The organism is Actinoplanes sp. TFC3 (genome assembly GCF_001553785.1).
Taxonomy (GTDB): domain Bacteria; phylum Actinomycetota; class Actinomycetes; order Mycobacteriales; family Micromonosporaceae; genus Actinoplanes.
In genome coordinates this window covers 116,595-135,070 of record NZ_LOJP01000002.1, presented here as the reverse complement: position 1 = coordinate 135,070, position 18,476 = coordinate 116,595, and the positions used below count along the sequence as shown (strand labels likewise).

General features: G+C 68.5%; 16 protein-coding genes and 1 pseudogene. 13 read left to right on the top strand and 4 right to left on the bottom strand.

Annotated features, from left to right (window positions below):
• The 7 genes and pseudogenes from TFC3_RS27620 to rocD form a co-directional block, all read left to right on the top strand.
• The coding region (locus tag TFC3_RS27620; protein ID WP_067507972.1) for a chitinase at positions 1 to 1,124 on the top strand (1,124 nt) is incomplete at its 5' end.
• A 55-nt stretch (positions 1,125 to 1,179) separates the two neighbouring features.
• Positions 1,180 to 2,031, top strand: coding sequence for a patatin-like phospholipase family protein (locus TFC3_RS27615; RefSeq protein WP_067507969.1), 852 nt, complete (start codon positions 1,180 to 1,182; stop codon positions 2,029 to 2,031).
• A pseudogene (locus tag TFC3_RS27610) lies at positions 2,028 to 3,100 on the top strand (1-acyl-sn-glycerol-3-phosphate acyltransferase). Before TFC3_RS27615 ends, TFC3_RS27610 begins: the two are co-directional and overlap by 4 nt.
• A gap of 59 nt (positions 3,101 to 3,159) precedes the next feature.
• A complete protein-coding gene (locus TFC3_RS27605; RefSeq protein WP_067507967.1) occupies positions 3,160 to 3,768 on the top strand; it encodes an ATP-dependent Clp protease proteolytic subunit in 609 nt (202 codons plus the stop codon).
• Positions 3,769 to 3,901: 133 nt separating this feature from the next.
• A complete protein-coding gene (locus TFC3_RS27600) occupies positions 3,902 to 4,576 on the top strand; it encodes a hypothetical protein (protein WP_067507965.1) in 675 nt (224 codons plus the stop codon).
• Positions 4,577 to 4,878: 302 nt separating this feature from the next.
• Positions 4,879 to 5,682: a dimethylargininase gene (gene ddaH, locus TFC3_RS27595; RefSeq protein ID WP_067507963.1), complete on the top strand. Its 804-nt coding sequence runs from the start codon at positions 4,879 to 4,881 to the stop codon at positions 5,680 to 5,682.
• The gene (gene rocD, locus TFC3_RS27590) at positions 5,679 to 6,890 is read left to right on the top strand and encodes an ornithine--oxo-acid transaminase (RefSeq protein WP_067507961.1); all 1,212 of its coding nucleotides are present in this window, start codon (positions 5,679 to 5,681) and stop codon (positions 6,888 to 6,890) included. Before ddaH ends, rocD begins: the two co-directional genes overlap by 4 nt.
• Before the next feature lie 76 nt (positions 6,891 to 6,966).
• Here the strand turns inward: rocD and TFC3_RS27585 are convergent, their stop codons facing one another.
• Complete coding sequence (locus TFC3_RS27585; protein WP_153040508.1) at positions 6,967 to 8,112, bottom strand: FHA domain-containing protein; 1,146 nt, start codon at positions 8,110 to 8,112, stop codon at positions 6,967 to 6,969.
• A 330-nt stretch (positions 8,113 to 8,442) separates the two neighbouring features.
• On the opposite strand from TFC3_RS27585, the gene TFC3_RS27580 reads away from it, so the two are divergent.
• From TFC3_RS27580 to TFC3_RS27570, 3 genes are all read left to right on the top strand, one after another.
• Entirely contained in the window at positions 8,443 to 9,246 is an 804-nt protein-coding gene (locus TFC3_RS27580; protein ID WP_067507957.1) for a hypothetical protein, read from the top strand.
• 292 nt (positions 9,247 to 9,538) lie between these two features.
• On the top strand, positions 9,539 to 10,318 hold the full coding sequence (locus tag TFC3_RS27575; protein ID WP_236718483.1) for a hypothetical protein: 780 nt from the start codon (positions 9,539 to 9,541) through the stop codon (positions 10,316 to 10,318).
• A 111-nt stretch (positions 10,319 to 10,429) separates the two neighbouring features.
• Entirely contained in the window at positions 10,430 to 11,248 is an 819-nt protein-coding gene (locus tag TFC3_RS27570) for an Fpg/Nei family DNA glycosylase (RefSeq protein WP_067509727.1), read from the top strand.
• 47 nt (positions 11,249 to 11,295) lie between these two features.
• Here TFC3_RS27570 and TFC3_RS40095 read toward each other — a convergent pair whose 3' ends face one another.
• The 3 genes from TFC3_RS40095 to TFC3_RS27555 form a co-directional block, all read right to left on the bottom strand.
• The gene (locus tag TFC3_RS40095) at positions 11,296 to 12,663 is read right to left on the bottom strand and encodes a polysaccharide deacetylase family protein (protein ID WP_255363811.1); all 1,368 of its coding nucleotides are present in this window, start codon (positions 12,661 to 12,663) and stop codon (positions 11,296 to 11,298) included.
• Positions 12,664 to 12,733: 70 nt separating this feature from the next.
• Positions 12,734 to 14,104, bottom strand: a complete 1,371-nt coding sequence (locus tag TFC3_RS27560) for an FAD-dependent oxidoreductase (protein WP_067507955.1) — start codon at positions 14,102 to 14,104, stop codon at positions 12,734 to 12,736.
• Complete coding sequence (locus tag TFC3_RS27555) at positions 14,101 to 15,264, bottom strand: glutamate--cysteine ligase (protein WP_082772551.1); 1,164 nt, start codon at positions 15,262 to 15,264, stop codon at positions 14,101 to 14,103. The genes TFC3_RS27560 and TFC3_RS27555 overlap by 4 nt, the downstream gene beginning before the upstream one ends.
• Positions 15,265 to 15,493: 229 nt before the next feature.
• Between TFC3_RS27555 and TFC3_RS27550 the strand changes: the two genes are divergently transcribed.
• The 3 genes from TFC3_RS27550 to TFC3_RS27540 form a co-directional block, all read left to right on the top strand.
• On the top strand, positions 15,494 to 16,861 hold the full coding sequence (locus tag TFC3_RS27550) for a carbohydrate-binding protein (protein WP_067507951.1): 1,368 nt from the start codon (positions 15,494 to 15,496) through the stop codon (positions 16,859 to 16,861).
• Positions 16,862 to 16,970: 109 nt separating this feature from the next.
• Positions 16,971 to 18,167 carry a chitinase gene (locus TFC3_RS27545; protein WP_369819721.1) on the top strand — a complete coding sequence of 399 codons (1,197 nt, stop codon included), beginning with the start codon at positions 16,971 to 16,973 and terminating at the stop codon, positions 18,165 to 18,167.
• A 14-nt stretch (positions 18,168 to 18,181) separates the two neighbouring features.
• A partial coding sequence (locus tag TFC3_RS27540) for a carbohydrate-binding protein (protein ID WP_369819700.1) occupies positions 18,182 to 18,476 on the top strand: 295 nt, incomplete at its 3' end.

Sequence of the window (18,476 nt, the reverse complement as noted above, 5' to 3'; positions counted from 1 at the left end):
TCACGACCACCACGCCGGAGCCCCCGGCGCCGTCAAACCCGCCGAACCCCACGCCGACGACGCCGCCGCCAACCACGACGCCGCCCTCGAACGGCTCACTGCCGAAGCACGCGCTGATCGGCTACCTGCACGCGAGCTTCCTCAACGGCTCGGGCTACCTGCGGATGGCCGACGTGCCGGCCGACTGGGACATCATCAACCTGGCGTTCGGCGAGCCCACCTCGGTGACCTCCGGCGACATCCGCTTCAAGCTCTGCCCGGCCACCGAATGCCCGAACGTCGAGTCCGAGGCCGACTTCATCGCAGCGATCCGGGCCAAGCGCGCGGCGGGCAAAAAGGTGCTGCTGTCCATCGGTGGTGAGAAGGGCCAGGTGCAGCTCACCACCACCGGGGCCCGGGACGCGTTCGTCTCCTCGGTCAGCGCGATCATCGACAAGTACGGCCTGGACGGCGTGGACATCGACTTCGAGGGCCACTCGCTGTCGCTGAACACCGGCGACACCGACTTCAAGAACCCGACCACCCCGGTGATCGTCAACCTGATCTCGGCGCTCAAGTCGCTCAAGACCCGCTACGGCGCCGGCTTCGTGCTGACCATGGCACCGGAGACCTTCTTCGTCCAGCTCGGCTACCAGTACTACGGCTCGGGACCATGGGGCGGGCAGGATCCGCGCGCGGGCTCGTACCTGCCGGTTATCTACGCCATGCGTAACGACCTCACCGTGCTGCACGTCCAGGACTACAACAGCGGCCCGATCATGGGTCTGGACAACCAGTACCACACCATGGGCGGCGCGGACTTCCACATCGCGATGACCGACCTGATGCTCACCGGCTTCCCGGTTGCGGGCAACACCTCGAACATGTTCCCCGCGCTGCGCGAAGATCAGATCGCCTTCGGCACGCCCGCCTCCGTGAACGCCGGTGGCGGTTACGTGGCCCCGGCCCAGGTGCAGCAGGCGGTCAGCTGCCTGGTGAAGAACACCAACTGCGGCGGGTACACCGTGCGCAGCGGCACGAACCCGAACTTCCGCGGCCCGATGACCTGGTCGATCAACTGGGACAAGTTCGCCGGCTGGGAGTTCAAGAACGCGCACGAGTCGTTCCTGAACGGCCTGGGCTGATCAAGGCGCGCCGGGGGACCCAGCAACGGGTCCTCCGGCGTGAAACGATGACCACATGCAAAACCCGGTCGCGTTCGTGCTCGGCGGGGGAGGGGTCCTCGGTGCCGTGCAGGTCGGCATGCTGCGGGCTCTGTTCCGCGCGGGCTACCGGCCCGACGTTGTGGTCGGCACGTCCATCGGCGCGGTGAACGGCGTGCTCGTGGCCGCCGACCCCAGCGAAGCGGTGACCGAGCGGCTGGTCCGGCTTTGGTCATCCCCCGAGGCCGCCGAGGTGTACGGCGACAGCATCGCCCGGCAGGTCCGCCGCTTCGCCGCCCGCACCCATCTGCACTCCCCGATGCCGCTGCGCCGGCTGCTCACCAGCGAGGTGGGCGAGGACCTGACATTCGCCGACCTCAAGGTGCCGTTCCGGTGCTGTGCCGCGAGCATCGAACGGGCCGCCGAACACTGGTTCGACAGCGGCCCGCTGGTCGACGCGGTGCTCGCCTCGTCGGCGGTACCCGGGCTGCTGCCCCCGATGGAGATCGGTGGCGAGCACTACGTCGACGGCGGCATTGTCAACTCGATCCCCATCGGCGAGGCGGTGCGGGTCGGCGCCAAGCTCATTTTCGTGCTGCAGGTCGGCCGGATCGAACGCCCGCTGACCGTGCCCCGCCGGCCGTGGGAGGTCGCGCAGGTGGCCTTCGAGATCGCCCGGCGGCACCGGTTCGCCCGTGAACTGGCCATGCTGCCCAGCGATGTCCGGGTGCACGTGTTGCCGACCGGCGGGGGCGAGAGCCGGGACGACTCGCCGTGGGCGTACCGCGACATGGCCGCCGCGGGCCGCCGGATCAGCCGGGCCTACACGGCCTCGCGGCGCTATCTGGCGGCCAACGTGACACCGGTGCCGAGCGACGGCTCGCGATGATTCCACCCCGGGTCGTGCGCCACTACCTGATGGCGCCGGTCGTGGTGGTGCTGGCGGTGGTGCTGCTCACGACGGTGCCGATCTGGCTGCTGCTGGCCCTGGCGGCGTCGCCGTTCGTGCCCGGTCACCTGCGAGTGCCCCGGCTCGCGTTCCTCGCCATTGCCTATGTGGTGTGGGATGCCGCGGCACTGGTCTGCCTTGCGGTGCTCTGGCTGGCATCGGGATTCGGGTGGAAGAAGCGCAATCCGGTATTTCAGCGCGCTCATTACGTACTCACCGGAAAGTTCTTGGGAGTGCTTTTCTGGCTCGCCAGATGGGCGTTGCACTTGAGCATCGACGTGGTCGGCACCGACCCCGACACCGGCATGCCGGGCCGGCCCGAGATCGTGGTGAGCCGGCACGCGGGCCCCGGCGATTCGTTCGTTCTCATCCACGCGCTGGTCAACTGGTTCGAACGCGAGCCGCGCATCGTGCTCAAGGCCACCCTGCAGTGGGACCCGGCCGTTGACGTGCTGCTCAACCGCTTGCCCAGCCGGTTCATCACGCCGGGCCGGGCGGGCCGGGGCAACCTGGAACAAGAGGTCGGCGCGCTGGCGGAAGGCCTCGACGAGAACGACGCGTTCGTCATCTTCCCCGAAGGTGGCAATTTCACTCCGCGCCGCCGGGTCAAAGCGATCGCCTTCCTGCGCGACAAAGGCATGGAAGACATGGCCGTACGAGCGGAGCGCCTGAAGAATCTGCTACCTCCGAAACCGGGTGGCCTGCTCGCCGCAATCGACGCCGCCCCCGACGCGGGCGTCATCTTCGTGGCGCACACCGGGCTCGACAAATGGTGACCGTGTCCGACGTCTGGCGCGAGCTGCCGATGGACAAGCAGTTGGTGATGCGTTTCTGGAGCGTGCCGCCGGAGGAAATACCGCCCGGCGAGCAGGAACGCACCGCCTGGCTGTACGACTGGTGGGCCCGCATCGACGCCTGGATCGAGGAGAACCGCCCGGTTCCCCGCCCCCTGAGCACTTTCGCCCTGAGGGGAATTCCTGGGCAGCGCGCGCGTAACCAGGGAAGGTAGGGAGAGTTTGATGCCGGGCCGGTGATACCGGTCCCCGGCCGGTGCGAGAGGGTGGGTCCATGAGTGTTGACGAGCTTGTGATGCGGGCGGGTGGCGCATCCTTTGACGACCAGGTCTTCGACCGCCTGCTCCGGGAGCGCATCATCTTCCTCGGCAGCGAGGTCAACGATGAGGTGACCAACCGCATCTGCGCCCAGATGCTGCTGCTGGCGTCGTCCGACAGCGAGAAGGACATCGCCCTGTACATCAACTCGCCGGGCGGTTCCATCAGCGCCGGCATGGCCGTGTACGACACGATGCAGTACATCAAGAACGACGTGGCCACGATCGCCATGGGCATGGCGGCCTCGATGGGCCAGTTCCTGCTCTGCGCGGGCACCCCCGGCAAGCGGTACGCGCTGCCGCACGCCCGGGTGATGATGCACCAGCTCTCCGGCGGCATCGGTGGCACCGCTGCCGACATCGCCATCCAGGCCGAGAGCATGCTGCACATCAAGAAGGTCATGAACGAGCGCATCGCGTTCCACACCGGGCACTCCCCGGAGGACATCGAGCGCGACTCCGACCGTGACCGCTGGTTCACGGCGCAGGAAGCCAAGGACTACGGCATCGTCGACCACGTGATCTCGAAGGCGGCCGATGTGCCGGGCGAGTCCGCGCTGGTCTGAGTTCACCTCGCGGGAGGGCGTGCGGCCGCGGCCACACGCCCTTTTGTGTGCCGTGCCGGCCGCCTTTTGTGTGCCGTTCGGGGCGTCGGGGTATAGCGAGGCCATTCCCCGAAGGTTCGAAGGAGGTGCTGACGTGAGGATCCCGACTTTCTCCCGCCAGTCCGACACCACCACGGAAACCGATCGCGCTGCCGTTCCTGCTTCTTCCGGTTCCCGCTCCTCCTCGGGCGGTTCTGCCGCTCACTCCGGACCTCTCGCCCCCGGGCGCGATGGTCGTGACGAGCGCGATGAGACGACCGCAAACCTGGCGCCCCTGCCGCCGGCTCCTGCGCGAAACACCGCGCCTCCTGCGCCGCCCGCTCCTCCCGCCCCTCGGCGCGACACCGCTCCGATCCGCCCGCGGGACGCCGATATCTCGGACACTCGCCACGATCTCGACACCCAGCCCGGCGCCCGCCCGACCCCGCAGACTCCGGCCGGCCCCAAGCCGCGTGCCAGCCTGCTGGCCACCCTCGGCCTGATCAGCGGTGTCGCGGGCGCTCTGCTCGTACTCTCCGGACCGCTGCTCGGCTATGGCATCGGCGTCGCCGGCCTCGCCCTCGTGCTCTCGCTCCTCGGTCTGCGTGCGACCCGCAAGCGCCACATCGCGGGCAAGACCGACGCCCTGATCGGCCTGCTCCTCGCGCTCGGCGCCATCGTCGTGGGCGTGCTGGCGCTCACCGGTTCGCTCTCCTGGGCCGGCACCGACGTGCAGCCGGTGAACAATCTTCGCGAGTGGCTCGACGCACAGTTTGGCAACCGTTTCTGACGGGTATCTGACATACACCGAAGGTGATGCACCTTCGGGACCTCTCGGAACCGGACCGGTCACCAGCCGGTCCGCCCCGAAAACATCCGGCGGTGCGCCGGAAAGCGCGGAGGCACACCGAACGGCGATCACGTCGACGGGTCGGGGTGGAACAACCGCATCGTTGTGCGGGGGCGGCGGTTCGCCGCCCCCGACGCATATTTAACGAATCTTCGCAGCAGCGGCTCAAGACGCAACGATTCGCCAGCGTGCGCAACGCAAACAGGGGACCTGAGCAGGCGTTTCCCGCTTAGCGTGGGCTCATGACGACCGCTGCCGCCCGGCGCTACCTGATGTGCCGGCCAACCCACTTCGCCGTCACCTATCGGATCAATCCGTGGATGGACCCGACGGCCCCGTACGACAACGCCCTCGCGGTCAGCCAGTGGGAAACCCTGCGGCAGACCTTCCTCGACCTCGGCCACACCGTCGAGCTGATCGAGCCTTTGCCCGGCCTGCCCGACATGGTGTTCGCCGCCAACGGCGCCACGGTTGTCGACGGCAAGGTGCTGGCCGTGCAGTTCCGCGACGCCGAGCGGGCCAACGAGGCTCCCGCGTACAAGGCCTGGTTCGAGAACGCCGGTTTCGAGGTGTTCGACGCCAAGCACACCAACGAGGGCGAAGGCGACATCCTGCTCGCCGGTGACGTCCTGCTCGCGGGCACCGGCTTCCGGACCGCCCACGCCGCGCACGCCCAGACCCAGGAAGTCTTCGGCCGCCCGGTGATCACGCTGCAACTGGTCGACCCGGCGTACTACCACCTGGACACGGCGCTGTGCGTGCTGGACGAGCGCAACATCGCGTACCTGCCGTCAGCCTTCTCGCCCGGCTCTCAGGCCGTGCTGCGCCGGCTCTTCCCGGACGCGATCATCGCTACTGCCGCCGATGCCGAGGTGCTGGGGCTCAATGCGGTGAGCGATGGACGTACCGTCGTGCTTCCGGTCCAGGCCACCGAGCTGACGGCGGCCCTGCAGGCCGCTGGATATCGCACCGCCGGGGTTGATGTGAGCGAGCTGCGCAAGGCAGGCGGCGGTCCGAAGTGTTGCACGCTGGAGGTGCGGTCATGACCGATCTGATTTCCCGTACGCCCGGAGCGCTCGCCGACGCTGAACGCTGGACGGCCCACAACTACCACCCGCTGCCGGTTGTCGTGGCCGGCGCCGAGGGCGCCTGGGTCACCGACGTCGACGGCAAGCGCTACCTGGACTTCCTGGCCGGCTACTCAGCGCTGAACTTCGGCCACCGCCACCCCGCCCTGATCGCCGCCGCGCACGCGCAATTGGACCGGCTCACGCTGACCAGCCGCGCGTTCGTCCACGACCAATTCGCCTCCTTCTGCCAGGGGCTCGCCGAGTTGTGCGGCAAGGATCTGGTGCTGCCGATGAACACCGGTGCCGAGGCGGTGGAGACCGGCATCAAGGTCGCCCGGAAATGGGGCTACCAGGTCAAAGGCGTCCCGCAGGACCAGGCGGAAATTGTGGTGGCAGCAAACAACTTCCACGGCCGTACGACCACAATCATCAGCTTCTCCACCGACCCCGAAGCCCGCAACGACTTCGGCCCGTACACCCCCGGTTTCACGATCATCCCGTACGGCGACCCGGCGGCCCTGGAATCGGCAATCGGCCCCAACACGGTGGCCGTGCTGCTCGAACCCATCCAGGGCGAGGCCGGGGTCCTGGTGCCGCCCCCGGGCTACTTCACCACCGTCCGGGAGCTGTGCACGGCCAGCAACGTGCTGCTGATCGCCGACGAGATCCAGTCGGGCCTTGGTCGTACCGGAAAAACCTTTGCCATCGACCACGAGCACGTCACGCCCGACATGTACCTGCTCGGCAAGGCCCTCGGCGGCGGCATCGTCCCGGTATCCGCGGTCGCAGCCGACCGGGCGGTTCTCGGCGTCCTCAGGCCCGGCGAACACGGCTCGACGTTCGGCGGCAACCCACTGGCCTGCGCGGTCGGCGCCGAGGTGGTCAAGCTGTTGCAGACCGGCGGGTTCCAGCAGAGGTCGGCCGAGCTGGGCGCCCACCTGCATGCCCGGCTGGGCGCGCTGATCGGCCACGGCGTCCTCGAGGTCCGCGGCCGCGGTCTCTGGGCCGGCGTCGACATCGACCCCGCCCTGATGACTGGCCGCCAAGCCGTGGAACGCCTGGCCGACCGGGGCATCCTGGCCAAGGACACGCACGGCTCAACCATCCGCCTGGCGCCCCCTCTGGTGATCACGGCCGACGAGATCGACCACGCCGTGAGCCAGTTGGAGGCTGTTCTCCGGTAGCTGAGGTGTCTGGTTGCGGTGCGGGCCTCGGGCGATTCGCTTGAGGCCCGCGCTGGTAGCCGGGTGTCGCTCTCCGTTAGCGCTCGAACTTACGGATGGCCATGGTGGGGGCTTCCGCCATCACCGAGTGTGGCTGCGACACCCCGCCGTTGTGCCAGAGCTTGGCCCGGCCCACGTGGACGTTCGCGTACAGCTCCACCACGTCGTTCGGACCCAGCGCGCGGGTTTCGTCGCGGCTGAGGGTGACGCGTTCGTCGTCGTTGAGCGAGCCGTCGGGGCGGATCCCGGTGCCGTTGGTGCTGACGTCCTGGGCGCTCAGCTCGGGTCCGCGCAGTGCCAGGCGTACGTGACCGCGGCTGATCCATTTGCGGGCGTCGTCGGTCAGCCACTGGCCGAGCATGACGCCGCCGCCTTCCGGAGCGCGGCCCACGACAACGGGCTGCTCGGTGGAGACGACGAAGCGCTTGCGGACCACGCCGTCGATGCGTACCGAGAGAACCTCGACGGCCGGGCGCGGACCCGCGTCGCGCAAGCGGCTCCCGTGCCTGGGGCAGGTCGGCACGCCGGCCAGCAGCGTGGGCGGCGGTTGCGAAACCGGGCTGGTGGTCTTGCGCATGTCGGCGAACGGGCTGTCCGGGTCGCCACCCGAACCGTAGGCGGCGCAGGTGGACTCGGGGCAGCCCCAGACGCGCGACAGCAATTTGCGGCCCACCGGCGACGGCTCCGCGACCGCGGGCACCTCACCCCGGCCGATCCGGGCGACCAGCACAGGACCGCCCGCGCCGGGCACCGCGGCCAGCAAACGGCCAGGCTCTTCCACCCAGGGGCTACGATCACGGAACTGCTCTGCCCGGGTACGGGTAAGGACCGGCAACCCCAGCAGCTCGGCCACCTCCAGCACCCGATCGCCGAGTTGCGGCACCACCTCGACCACGCCGTCGTCGGCCCAGCGGCGCACCACCATGCGCTCGTTGGAGGTCAGGTCGGCGTCGGACAGCAAACTGCGGGGTACGACCGCATATACCGGTACGTTCTCCTCGGCGACGTGCCGGCCGAGCGCGTCGATGATCAGGCCGAGGCGCAGCATGCTGGCCGGGCGGCCGCCGTCGAGATCGGCCCAGCGGACGACCTCGGACAGGTCGAGCACGGCTCGGGCGAGCGCAGGGTCGGTGGTGAGGCGGCCCTCGATGGCATCGAGGACCTTACTGACCTCGAATCTCAACGTGGCCTCCCCTGCGTACACGTGTCCGGCTGACCGGGCCATCATGCCGCCTGCGGGTAGCCCGCCGCCAACAGGGTGTGGATAACCCCGTCCAGGCTGCACTGATAGTTACGCCCTGTAACCCTTCGTGTCGGCCCTGTCCTTCCGACGAGTGACCGGTGTCACCGGCGAGTTGATCGGCGTGGGCACCTTGTCGGCAGGTCCGGCGGTGCGAGACGGTGGGGTTGGTCGATGGATGACCGGCGATGCCGACTCAGAGAAGTCGCACGCCTTCGCTACGGTGGGCGCCGACGCAAGCGAACGACACCAAAGGCAACGGGGGAAAATTCCATGAAGACTCGACGGCCTCTCATCGCGAGCCTGGCTCTGGTCGCCGCCCTGGGCCTGACCGGCTGCGGCCCCAACGGCGGCGAATCGGCTACCGGTTCCGGCTCCAACGGCGCCGTGAGCCAGGAAGCGGCGAAGGACCTCACGCCGGAGGCCGACCTGGCCGCCGCCGCGCAGAAGCTCAACACCGAAACCATGAAGATCGACATGGACATGGCCGGCGCCATGAGCATGACCGGGGTTGCCGATGGCAAGAACGGCACCACCGAGATGAGCGTCACCATGGGCGCGGTCAGCAAAGACTCGAAAATGGTCATGCGCAAGGTCGGCCCTGACCTCTACATGAAGGTCGGCGGCGAGCTCGGCAAGCTGATGGGCGGCAACTCCAGCAAGGAGTGGATGCACCTCGACGCCGCCAAGCTGGGCCAGGGCAGCTCCCTCAACTTCGGCTCGAAGGACGACCCGGCCGGCGCCAAGGCCATGCTCGACGTGGTCACCCAGGTCGAGCGCGTGGGCGACAACGGCTTCAAGGGCACCCTCGACCTGACCAAGTCCCCGCGCTACAACAAGGACCAGAACAGCCTCAAGGCCCTGGGTGACAAGGCCACCAAGGTCCCCTTCGAGGCCAAGAAGGACAGCGAAGGCCGCCTGACCGAGCTCAGCTTCGACATGAGCGGCATGGGCACCGGCGCCGGCAAGGTAGTCACCAAGTACCACGACTTCGGCACCCCGGTATCGGTCGAAGCCCCGCCGGCCTCGCAGGTCCAGGAAATGCCGAGCCAGCTCTCGGGCATCCTCAACGCCTGATCGCAGCGCAACCTCATCCCTCGGCGGCGCCGCTGAGTGATCCCGGCGGCGCCGCTGAGGGGTGAGGGGTGTGCGACCGCGCCAACTGCCGTCTGAGGGTGCGACGGGTAAGGCGCTGGAATAAACAACTCCGGGCGACCGTCCGTAGTGGGCGTCGTTTGCGGGGCGGCGGGATCGGGCAGTCCTGGCTGGAGCGGTTGCCATGGGTGGTGACCGGCTGGCAGAAGGGACCGACATGCGGACGCCACGACGGGGTGAGTCGTTTCGATGGGCTGGGTTCGGGCTCGCTTCGGTGGCTGCGGTTGCGCTGGCCGGTGGGTGTTCCACCGACGGTGGCGGCACCACACCGAACGCTGGTTCGTCGGCTTCGGCCGGTGCGGGGGTTCCTGGCCCTTCGGGGAGTGCCGGTGCTGCTGACCCGGCCGCCGCGGCAGAGCTTTCCGCCGCCGCTGCGAAGCTGGGCACCGAAAGCTTCAAGGTGACCATGACCTCGGGCTCGGGGTTCAAGGTCGACGGGGCGATGGACGCACCCAACGGGGTGGGCACTGCCACGTTGACGGCCAGCGGGCAGAACACCGAGGTCCAGGTCAAGACCCTGTTGATCGCCCAGGACCTGTACGTGCAGGTGCCCGGCATCACCAAGGCCGGCACGTGGACGCATGTGGACGTCTCCCGGCTCCCCGAGGGCGCCAACATCGGGCTCAAGCCGGGGCAGATCGACCCCGCCAACACCGCCCAGCTACTGACCAGCACCACCGATGTCCGCGAGACCGGCTCGGGCAGCTACGCGGGCACGCTGGACCTGACCAAGGCCGCCGGTGTCGCCGGCATGGACCAGAAGACCATCTCGGCCTGGGGTGACAAGGCTCAGAACGTGCCGTTCACCGCGGGCGTCGATGACCAGGGCCGCCTGTCCGCCCTGACCATCCAGATCCCGGCCATCAACGGTCAGCAGGCGCAGCCGCTCGAGGTGCTGTACACCGACTACGGCACCAAGGTCGACGCCCCGCGCCCCGCCGCCAACGAGATCACCGAGGCTCCGGACAACCTCTACAAGAGCCTCGGCGGCTGAGCCAAAGAGCCACAACCACCGAGCCACCAGCAAGCCCCCCAGGGCGAGGATCGCAGCGTCGCGGTCCTCGCCCTGGTGTATGTCCCGTCCTGCTGGGTACCGTTGCTGACCGTGCCAGAGGGACACACCATTCACCGGCTAGCCGCCCGTCACCGCGAGCTTTTCGCCGGCCAGATCGTTGCCGTGGACAGCCCGCAGGGGCGCTTCGCCGACGGAGCCAAGCTGCTTGACGGCCGCCGCATGACCGACACCGAGGCATACGGCAAGCATCTGTTGCACCACTTCACCAGCGACGGCGCCGAACTCAGCCTGCACATCCACCTCGGCTTGTACGGCAAGTTCGCCGACGGACCTCTTCCCGCGCCGGCTCCGGCCGGGCAACTGCGGATGCGGATGACCGGTCCCGGCCATTGGCTTGAGCTGCGCGGACCCACCGCCTGCGAGGTCCTCAATCCCGGCGAGGTTGCGACGTTACGGGCCCGGCTGGGTCAGGATCCATTGCGGGATGACAGCGATGGGCTGTGGGCGTACCGGAAGATTCGCAGTAGTTCGAAGGCTCTTTTCGCCCTGCTGCTGGATCAGAGCGTGGTGGCCGGGTGCGGGCTGATCTATGCCAATGAGGTGTTGTTCCGCGCAGGGCTGGCACCGGCGACGCCCGGACGCGACATCAGCGAGGCGTGCTGGCAGGAGCTTTGGGATGATCTGCGCGCGTTGATGAAGGAAGGTGTGGTGCGCGGGCGCATCGACACCGTGCACTCTGCGCACACGCCCGAGGCCATGCAGCGGGCGCCGCGGGTGGATCGGCATGGCGGCGAGGTGTACGTGTACCGCCGCCCCGGGCAACCGTGTCTGGTCTGCGGGACGCCGATCGCACGCGGGCCGATGGCCGGCCGCAACCTGTACTGGTGCCCGACCTGCCAAACAGCCTGACCCGCCCGAACGCGCCGACCGGCCAGAAGCGCTGAACAACCGGAAGCTCAGTTGAGCGGCGGCGCCGAAAGCGAAGGTGGAGCAGGCGGCGTGGCGCTCGGCGGGGCCGGGATCGTCGGCAGGCCCAGGGTGAACCGTTCCTGCAGCCACGGGATCAGCGTCTCGTAGGCCTCGATGGTGTCCGGCTGACCGAAGTCGTGGGACAGCACGATCGACCCACCCTTGGTGTTCTCCTGCACGCTCTTGATGACCCGGGCGACGTGCTGCTCGTCCGTCTCGTCCTTGGGGTGATCCCAGTCTGCCGGGTCCACCATCCAGTAGAGCGAGGTCATGCCGTCCGCGTACGCCGTCTGCACCAGCACCTTGCTGAAGTTGCCGCCCGGCGCCCGGAAGAACGGGATCGGGGCTCCCGGCGCCGCCTTCTGGATCTCGCGGTTGGTGCGCAGCAGGTCTCGTTGGATCTGCTCCGGTTTGTCCTTGCCGATCGTCAGGCTGTGGTTCCAGGTGTGATTACACAGCGTGTGACCGGCCGCAACGATGTCGCGCACGATCTCGGGGTGCTTGCGGACCTGCTCGCCGACCAGGCAGAACGTTGCCTTGACGTCATTCTTGGCCAGCAGGTCGAGGATCTTGGGCGTCTGCACCGGGTCGGGGCCGTCGTCGAAGGTCAGGGCCACGGTCTGCGTGCCGGTGCTGCGCAGCGACTGCCCGGGGCCGGTGCCGGCGGGCACGACGACTTCCGGGGCGGCGCTGCTGGGAACCGCTGGCGACGGGGTGAAGCTCGGGTTGGGCTCGGCGGCCCGCGCCGAGTCGGAGGGCTCGGGCTTGGGCGTCTCGGTCGGGGTGGTGGCCGGGGCGTCCCTCTGCTCGTCCTTGTCCTTGACCTTCTCGCCGGACCGCGCCTGCGAGCTGGTCGGCTTCACCACCGCATGGTCGGCGGCGGCGATGGTGTCCACCGGCGGGCTGGTGTCGCTCTGCTGCATCGGGAAGACGATCAGCATGACGCCCACCGCGACGAGCGCGGCGAGCAGGGCTTGCTGGCGGTGACGGCCGATGAGCAGCCACTTCTCGATCGGCAGGGTGCCCGGGGCGCGGTGCGAGCCGATTGCCGGGCGCTTGTCGCCGGCCGGCACCGAGGCCAACGGGCGAACGGTGATGGACAGCGAGTCCGCGGAGGCGTGGCGGCCCCGGGCGGGACCGGCGACCGCGGCGGTGGGGCGCAGCACGGTGTCGTCGGCAAGCGATTCGGGGCGGCGATGACGGCCGAGGGAGGTTTCACCTTCGAGGACGTCGACGTGGGGGAAGCCCCCGGTGCCACCGGTCAGGGCGCCGCTGATGCGGGCGCGCGGGACCGCCGGTGCCGCGTGACGCGGTCCGGAGGCGGTCGCCGTACGTTTGGGGGGTTGCGGCGGCATTCGTCATGGATACCGTCTCTCTTGATCAAAAACGATACCGCAATTGTGATCTAGGCATGACCAGAGGTAATCATCCCTGCTGGGAGGCGTGCACCGCGTCTGTCGCTTTGCGAGCCGCAATCAGAACCGGGTCCCAGACCGGCGAGAACGGCGGCGCGTAACTGAGGTCGAGCGCGGTCATGTCCTCAACGGTCATCCGGTTCCACAGGGCGATGGCGAGGGAATCGATGCGCTTGGCGGCTTCCTCGCGGCCGACGATCTGGGCGCCCAGCAGCACCCCGGTACGGCGCTCAGCAATCATCTTGACCACCATGGAACTGGCCCCCGGGTAGTAGCCCGCGCGGCTCGTCGACTCCACCGTGGCCGTGACGAACTCGAAGCCCGCATGGGTGGCTTCCTTCTCGGTCAACCCGGTCCGGGCGACTTCGAGCTCGCACACCTTGGTGACCGCGGTGCCGATGACCCCGGGGAATGTGGCGTACCCGCCGCCGAGGTTAATACCCGCGACCCGGCCCTGCTTGTTGGCGTGGGTGCCAAGCGGGGCGTACATCGGCTGGCCGCTGATCCGGTGCACGGTCTGCACGCAGTCACCGGCGGCCCACACGCCGGGGCAGTCGACGACTTGCATGCGCAGGTCGGTGCGGATGCCGCCCTTGGCGCCGAGGGTGATGCCGGAACGGGCGGCCAGCTCGGTGTTCGGCCGTACCCCGAGACCCAGCACCACGATGTCGGCCGGGATCGTGCCGCCGGGGGTGACCACCGCGCGCACCCGGCCGTCCGAGATCTCCAGCCCCTCGACGTGAATGCCGGTACGGATCTCGATCCCCAGCCCGCGGATCGCCTCGGCCACCCGCTTGCCCATGTCCGGGTCGACGGTGGACATCGGCTGCGGCGACTTCTCCAGCAGCGTCACCGCGAGCCCACGCCGGACCATCGCTTCGGCCATTTCCACGCCGATGTAGCCGCCGCCGATCACCACGGCAGTACGCGGCGAGCGGGTGGCCAGCCACTCCTTGATCGCCGTGCCGTCGTCGAGCGTCTGCACCCCGAACACGCCCGCGGCTTCCACCTGGGCCCAGCCGGGAGTGACAGGAACCGCGCCGGCGGCGTACATCAGCTCGTCAAAGCCCTCGCGGCGCTCGCCGCCCCCGTCCAGGTCCCGCGCAATCACCTCGCGGCGGTCCAGGTCGATACCCACCACCTCGTGACGCAGCCGGACGTCAATGCCCGCCTGCGCGAACTCGGCAGGCGTGCGGGCGATCAACGCGTCGCGGTCCTCGACCGCCCCGCCGATCCAGTAGGGAATGCCGCAGGCCGAATACGAGGAGAAGTGGCCACGCTCGAACGCGACGATCTGCAGCTCGTCCGGCTTCTTGCGCTTGCGCGCCTGGGACGCGGCGGACATGCCCGCAGCGTCCGCGCCGATCACGACGAGCTTCATTGGCCCGCGGTGGTCCGGGCCAGCCAGTCGACCACGTCGGACACCGAGCCCTGCTGCGACAGGATGGCCCGCTGCCGGGCGGCGCCGGTGCCGTGCGAGCGCAGCCGGCCCATCAGCACCGTGGCCAGTTCCAGGTCGCCGTGCCGGTCGAGTTCCGGACGGACGTAGTCGAACAGTTGGCGCATGAGCCGCCAGGCCGGGCGGGGCTCGCGGGTGGCCATGTCGATGTTGAGCCCCTCGAGGCCGTCATGCGCGGCTCGCCAGTGCGCGGCCATCAGCAACGGGTGCGGCACGTCGGGGGCGGGCTTTCCTTCACGTACGTCGCCCAGCAGCGTCGCCACCAGGGCCCTGGCGAGCGCGGCCATCAGGATCGTGTCGTCCAGCGACGGGCAGACGTCACCCATGCGCAGCTCGATGGTCGGGTAGGCGGCCGACAGCCGGGCGTACCAGTAGAGCATGCCGTCATCGAGCATCGCGCCGCTGGCGATGAGGTCGCTGACCAGCGTGTGGTACTGGTCGAGCGACTGCAGGTACGGCGCCGGGCCCACGGTGGGCCAGCGCTCCCACATCACCGAGCGCCAACTGGAGTAGCCGGTGTCGTGCCCGGCGAACAGCGGGGAGTTGGTGCAGGCGGCCTGGAAGATCGGCAGCCACGGGCGCAGGTGGTTGAGGATCTGCACGCCGGTCTCGGGGTCGGGGACGCTGACGTGCACGTGCATCCCGCACAGCCCGGCGCCGGGGGAGAGGTCGCCGAAGCGCTCGCGCATCCGGTAGTAGCGGGGGTTCTCCACGAACCGCACGTTGGGTCCGGCGGCGGGGGCGGCGCCGACGGCGATCAGCCGGGCCCCGGCCGACTCGGCGGCGGCGGCGATCCCGGAACGCAACTGGCGCAGCGAGTCGTGCAACGCACCCAGCTCCAGCTGCGGCGGGCTGGCCGTCTCGACCTGGCTGCGCATCAGCTCGTGCTGCACGGATTCGCGGATGTCATCGCTGACGTGGTCGAAGACCTCCTCGACCGCTTCGACCGCGCGCGGCTCGGTGGCATCGACGAGCAGGTATTCCTCCTCGACGCCGAGGGTCAGCAGGTTGCTTGCTTCGGCCCGCTCCTGCATCTCCTCGGAAATCGTGGTGGACCCTGCCGTTGTCTCCGGAGTTGCCATGGGCCGCAACCTACCCTTCGGGGCACCTCAGAAAACGGTCTTCCAAACCTTTGTCGCTCTTGCGAGGCCCGCGCCGGTCAGACAAGTCCATCTCATCACCCCGGCGGCGCAGAAAGGGCCGCCGGCATGCTTTCTGCGACGATAAGAAAGCTGGATGCATCGAGATTGACAACTTCTTGTAACAAGCTTGACACTTTTCTGAGAGCGCTCTCAGGATTGAGGAGCTGACATGAGAAGAACAATCCTCGCCACATCCGTCGCCGTCACTCTCACTGTCTCCGCCGCATTCACCGCCACGGCCCAGGCCTCGCTCCCACCTACCCCCTCGGGCTGGACGCAGGTCTGGGTGGACGACTTCACCGGCGCCGCTGGCACGCTGCCCAGCAGCGCCAACTGGATCATCGACACCGGCACGAGCTACCCGGGCGGTCCCGGGCAGTGGGGCACCGGAGAGATCCAGAGCTACACCAGCAGCACCTCGAACATCGCGCAGGACGGCTCCGGCAACCTGCGCATCACGCCGATCCGCAGCAGCTCCGGGCAGTGGACCTCGGCCCGCATCGAGACCCAGCGCACCAACTTCAAGCCTGCGGCCGGCGGGGTGCTGCGCATCGAGGGCCGCATCCAGATGCCCAATGTGACCGGGGCTGCGGCATCGGGATACTGGCCCGCGTTCTGGGCGCTCGGTCAGCCGTACCGGGGCAATTATCAGAATTGGCCCGGAGTCGGCGAATTCGACATCATGGAGAACGTCAACGGCATCAATTCCGTCTGGGGCGTGCTGCACTGTGGCGTGAATCCCGGCGGGCCATGCAATGAGACCCAAGGCCTCGGTGCCAGTCGCGCTTGTCCCGGGTCGAGCTGTCAAAGTGCCTTCCACACGTACGCCCTCGAGTGGGACCGCAGCGTCAGCCCCAACCAGCTCCGGTGGTACGTCGACGGTCAGCAGTTCCATTCGGTGACCCAGAGTCAGGTCGGCGAGCCGCACTGGACCACCATGACCGGGCACAGCGGCTACTTCCTACTGCTCAACGTGGCCATGGGCGGCGCGTTCCCGAACGGCGTGGCGGGTTCGGCCACCCCGACCTCGGCCACGGTGCCGGGCCGGCCGATGCTCGTGGACTACGTAGCCGTCTACAGCAAGGGCGGGGGTGGGACCGATCCGGCCACGCCGCCTCCCACCGGGGGCACGCGCGACGCGTTCAGCACGATCGAAGCCGAGTCCTACGACGCCGCCTCCGCGGTGATCAAGGAGGCCAGCTCGGAGGGCGGGCAGAACGTCGGGGCCATCGGCAACGGCGACTGGCTGCAGTTCAACAACGTCAATTTCGGTACGGGCGGAGTCCGCGACTTCCTGGCCCGCGTCGCCTCTGGGGCCGCAGGCGGGGTCAGCGGCCTGGTCGAGGTGCGCCTCGACAGCCGCAGCAACGCCCCGATCGGGTCCTTCTCGCTCGCCAGCACCGGAGGCTGGCAGTCCTGGCGCTCAGTGCCCGGCAATGTGACGGGGGTCAGCGGCACTCACACGGTCTACCTGACCTTCATCAGCGGGCAGGGCGCCGACTTTGTGAACGTCAACTGGATCCAGTTCCGCAGGTGAGGGGCATCACGCCGGACCTTAAAGAAATTTAAGTTAACAGATACCTTTACTTGGTCTGTTAACACTCCTAATAATTGGGCCACCCCCACTCCTTTGACGTGGAAGGCCCATCCCCATGCGCCGATCCGTAGTCCTGTCGGCCGCCGCGGTCATCGCGGCGGCCGGCTCTGCTGTCTATGTGGCGTCCTCGGCGAGCGCAGCAGTCGCATGTGTGCCGGCCTGGAGTTCCAGCGCCGTCTACACCGGCGGCATGACCGCCTCGCAGAACAACCACAACTACTCCGCCAAGTGGTGGACCCAGAACGAGAGCCCGGCTACCCACAGTGGCCAGTGGGATGTCTGGGCCGACAACGGCGCGTGCGGCGGCACGACGAACCCGACGACGCCGCCGCCGTCCAACGGGACGCTGCCCAAGCACTTCGTGACCGGCTACTGGCAGAACTTCGACAACCCGGCGCAGGAGATCAAGCTCGCCGCCGTGCCCAGCACGTACGACCTGGTGGCGGTCGCGTTCGCCGACGCCACGGGCACCCCCGGCGCGGTCTCGTTCAGCATCGATCCGGGCCTGTCCTCCAGCGTCGGCGGCTACACGAACGAGCAGTTCAAGGCGGACGTGGCCACGCTGCACTCGCGCGGCAAGAAGGTCATCATCTCGGTCGGCGGGGAGAAGGGCTCGGTCGCGGTCGGCGACTCGGGTGCCGCGACGAACTTCGCCAACTCGGTGTACTCGCTGATGCAGACCTACGGCTTCGACGGCGTCGACATCGACCTGGAGAACGGGGTCAACCCGACGTACATGGCTCAGGCGCTGCGCAGCCTACGGGCCAAGGCCGGGGCGAACCTGATCATCACGATGGCGCCGCAGACCATCGACATGCAGAGCCCGGCCGGCTCGTACTTCAAGCTCGCGCTGGACATCAAGGACATCCTCACGGTCGTGCACACCCAGTTCTACAACTCCGGCGCGATGCTCGGCTGCGACAACAACGCCGCGTACGGGCAGGGCACGGTGAACTTCATCGTCGCGCTCGCCTGCATCCAGTTGGAGAACGGCCTGCGCCCCGACCAGGTCTCCCTCGGTCTGCCGGCCAGCACGTCGGCGGCCAACGGCGGCAGCTATGTCTCGCCGTCTGTGGTCAACCAGGCGCTGGATTGCCTGGCCCGCGGCACCAACTGCGGCACCTTCAAGCCGCCGCACACCTATCCCGGCCTCCGTGGCGCGATGACCTGGTCGATCAACTGGGACGTCACCGCCGGTAACGGATGGGCCACCAGCGTTTCCCCCCACGTTCACGCTTTGCCCTAGTGGAGAAGATCCCCATGAACCTGAAGAGGAAATACCTCATCGGTCTGACGGTCGCCCTGACCGCTACCGCCGCCGCCGTCATCCCGATGACCGCCTCCAACGCCGCCGTCGCCTGCGTCGGGGCTTGGAGCTCCAGCGCCGTCTACACCGGTGGCATGACCGCCTCGCAGAACGGCCACAACTACTCCGCCAAGTGGTGGACGCAGAACGAGAGCCCGGCTACGCACAGCGGTCAGTGGGACGTGTGGGCCGACCAGGGTGCCTGTGGTGGCACGACGAACCCGACCACCCCGCCGCCCAGCGGCCCGA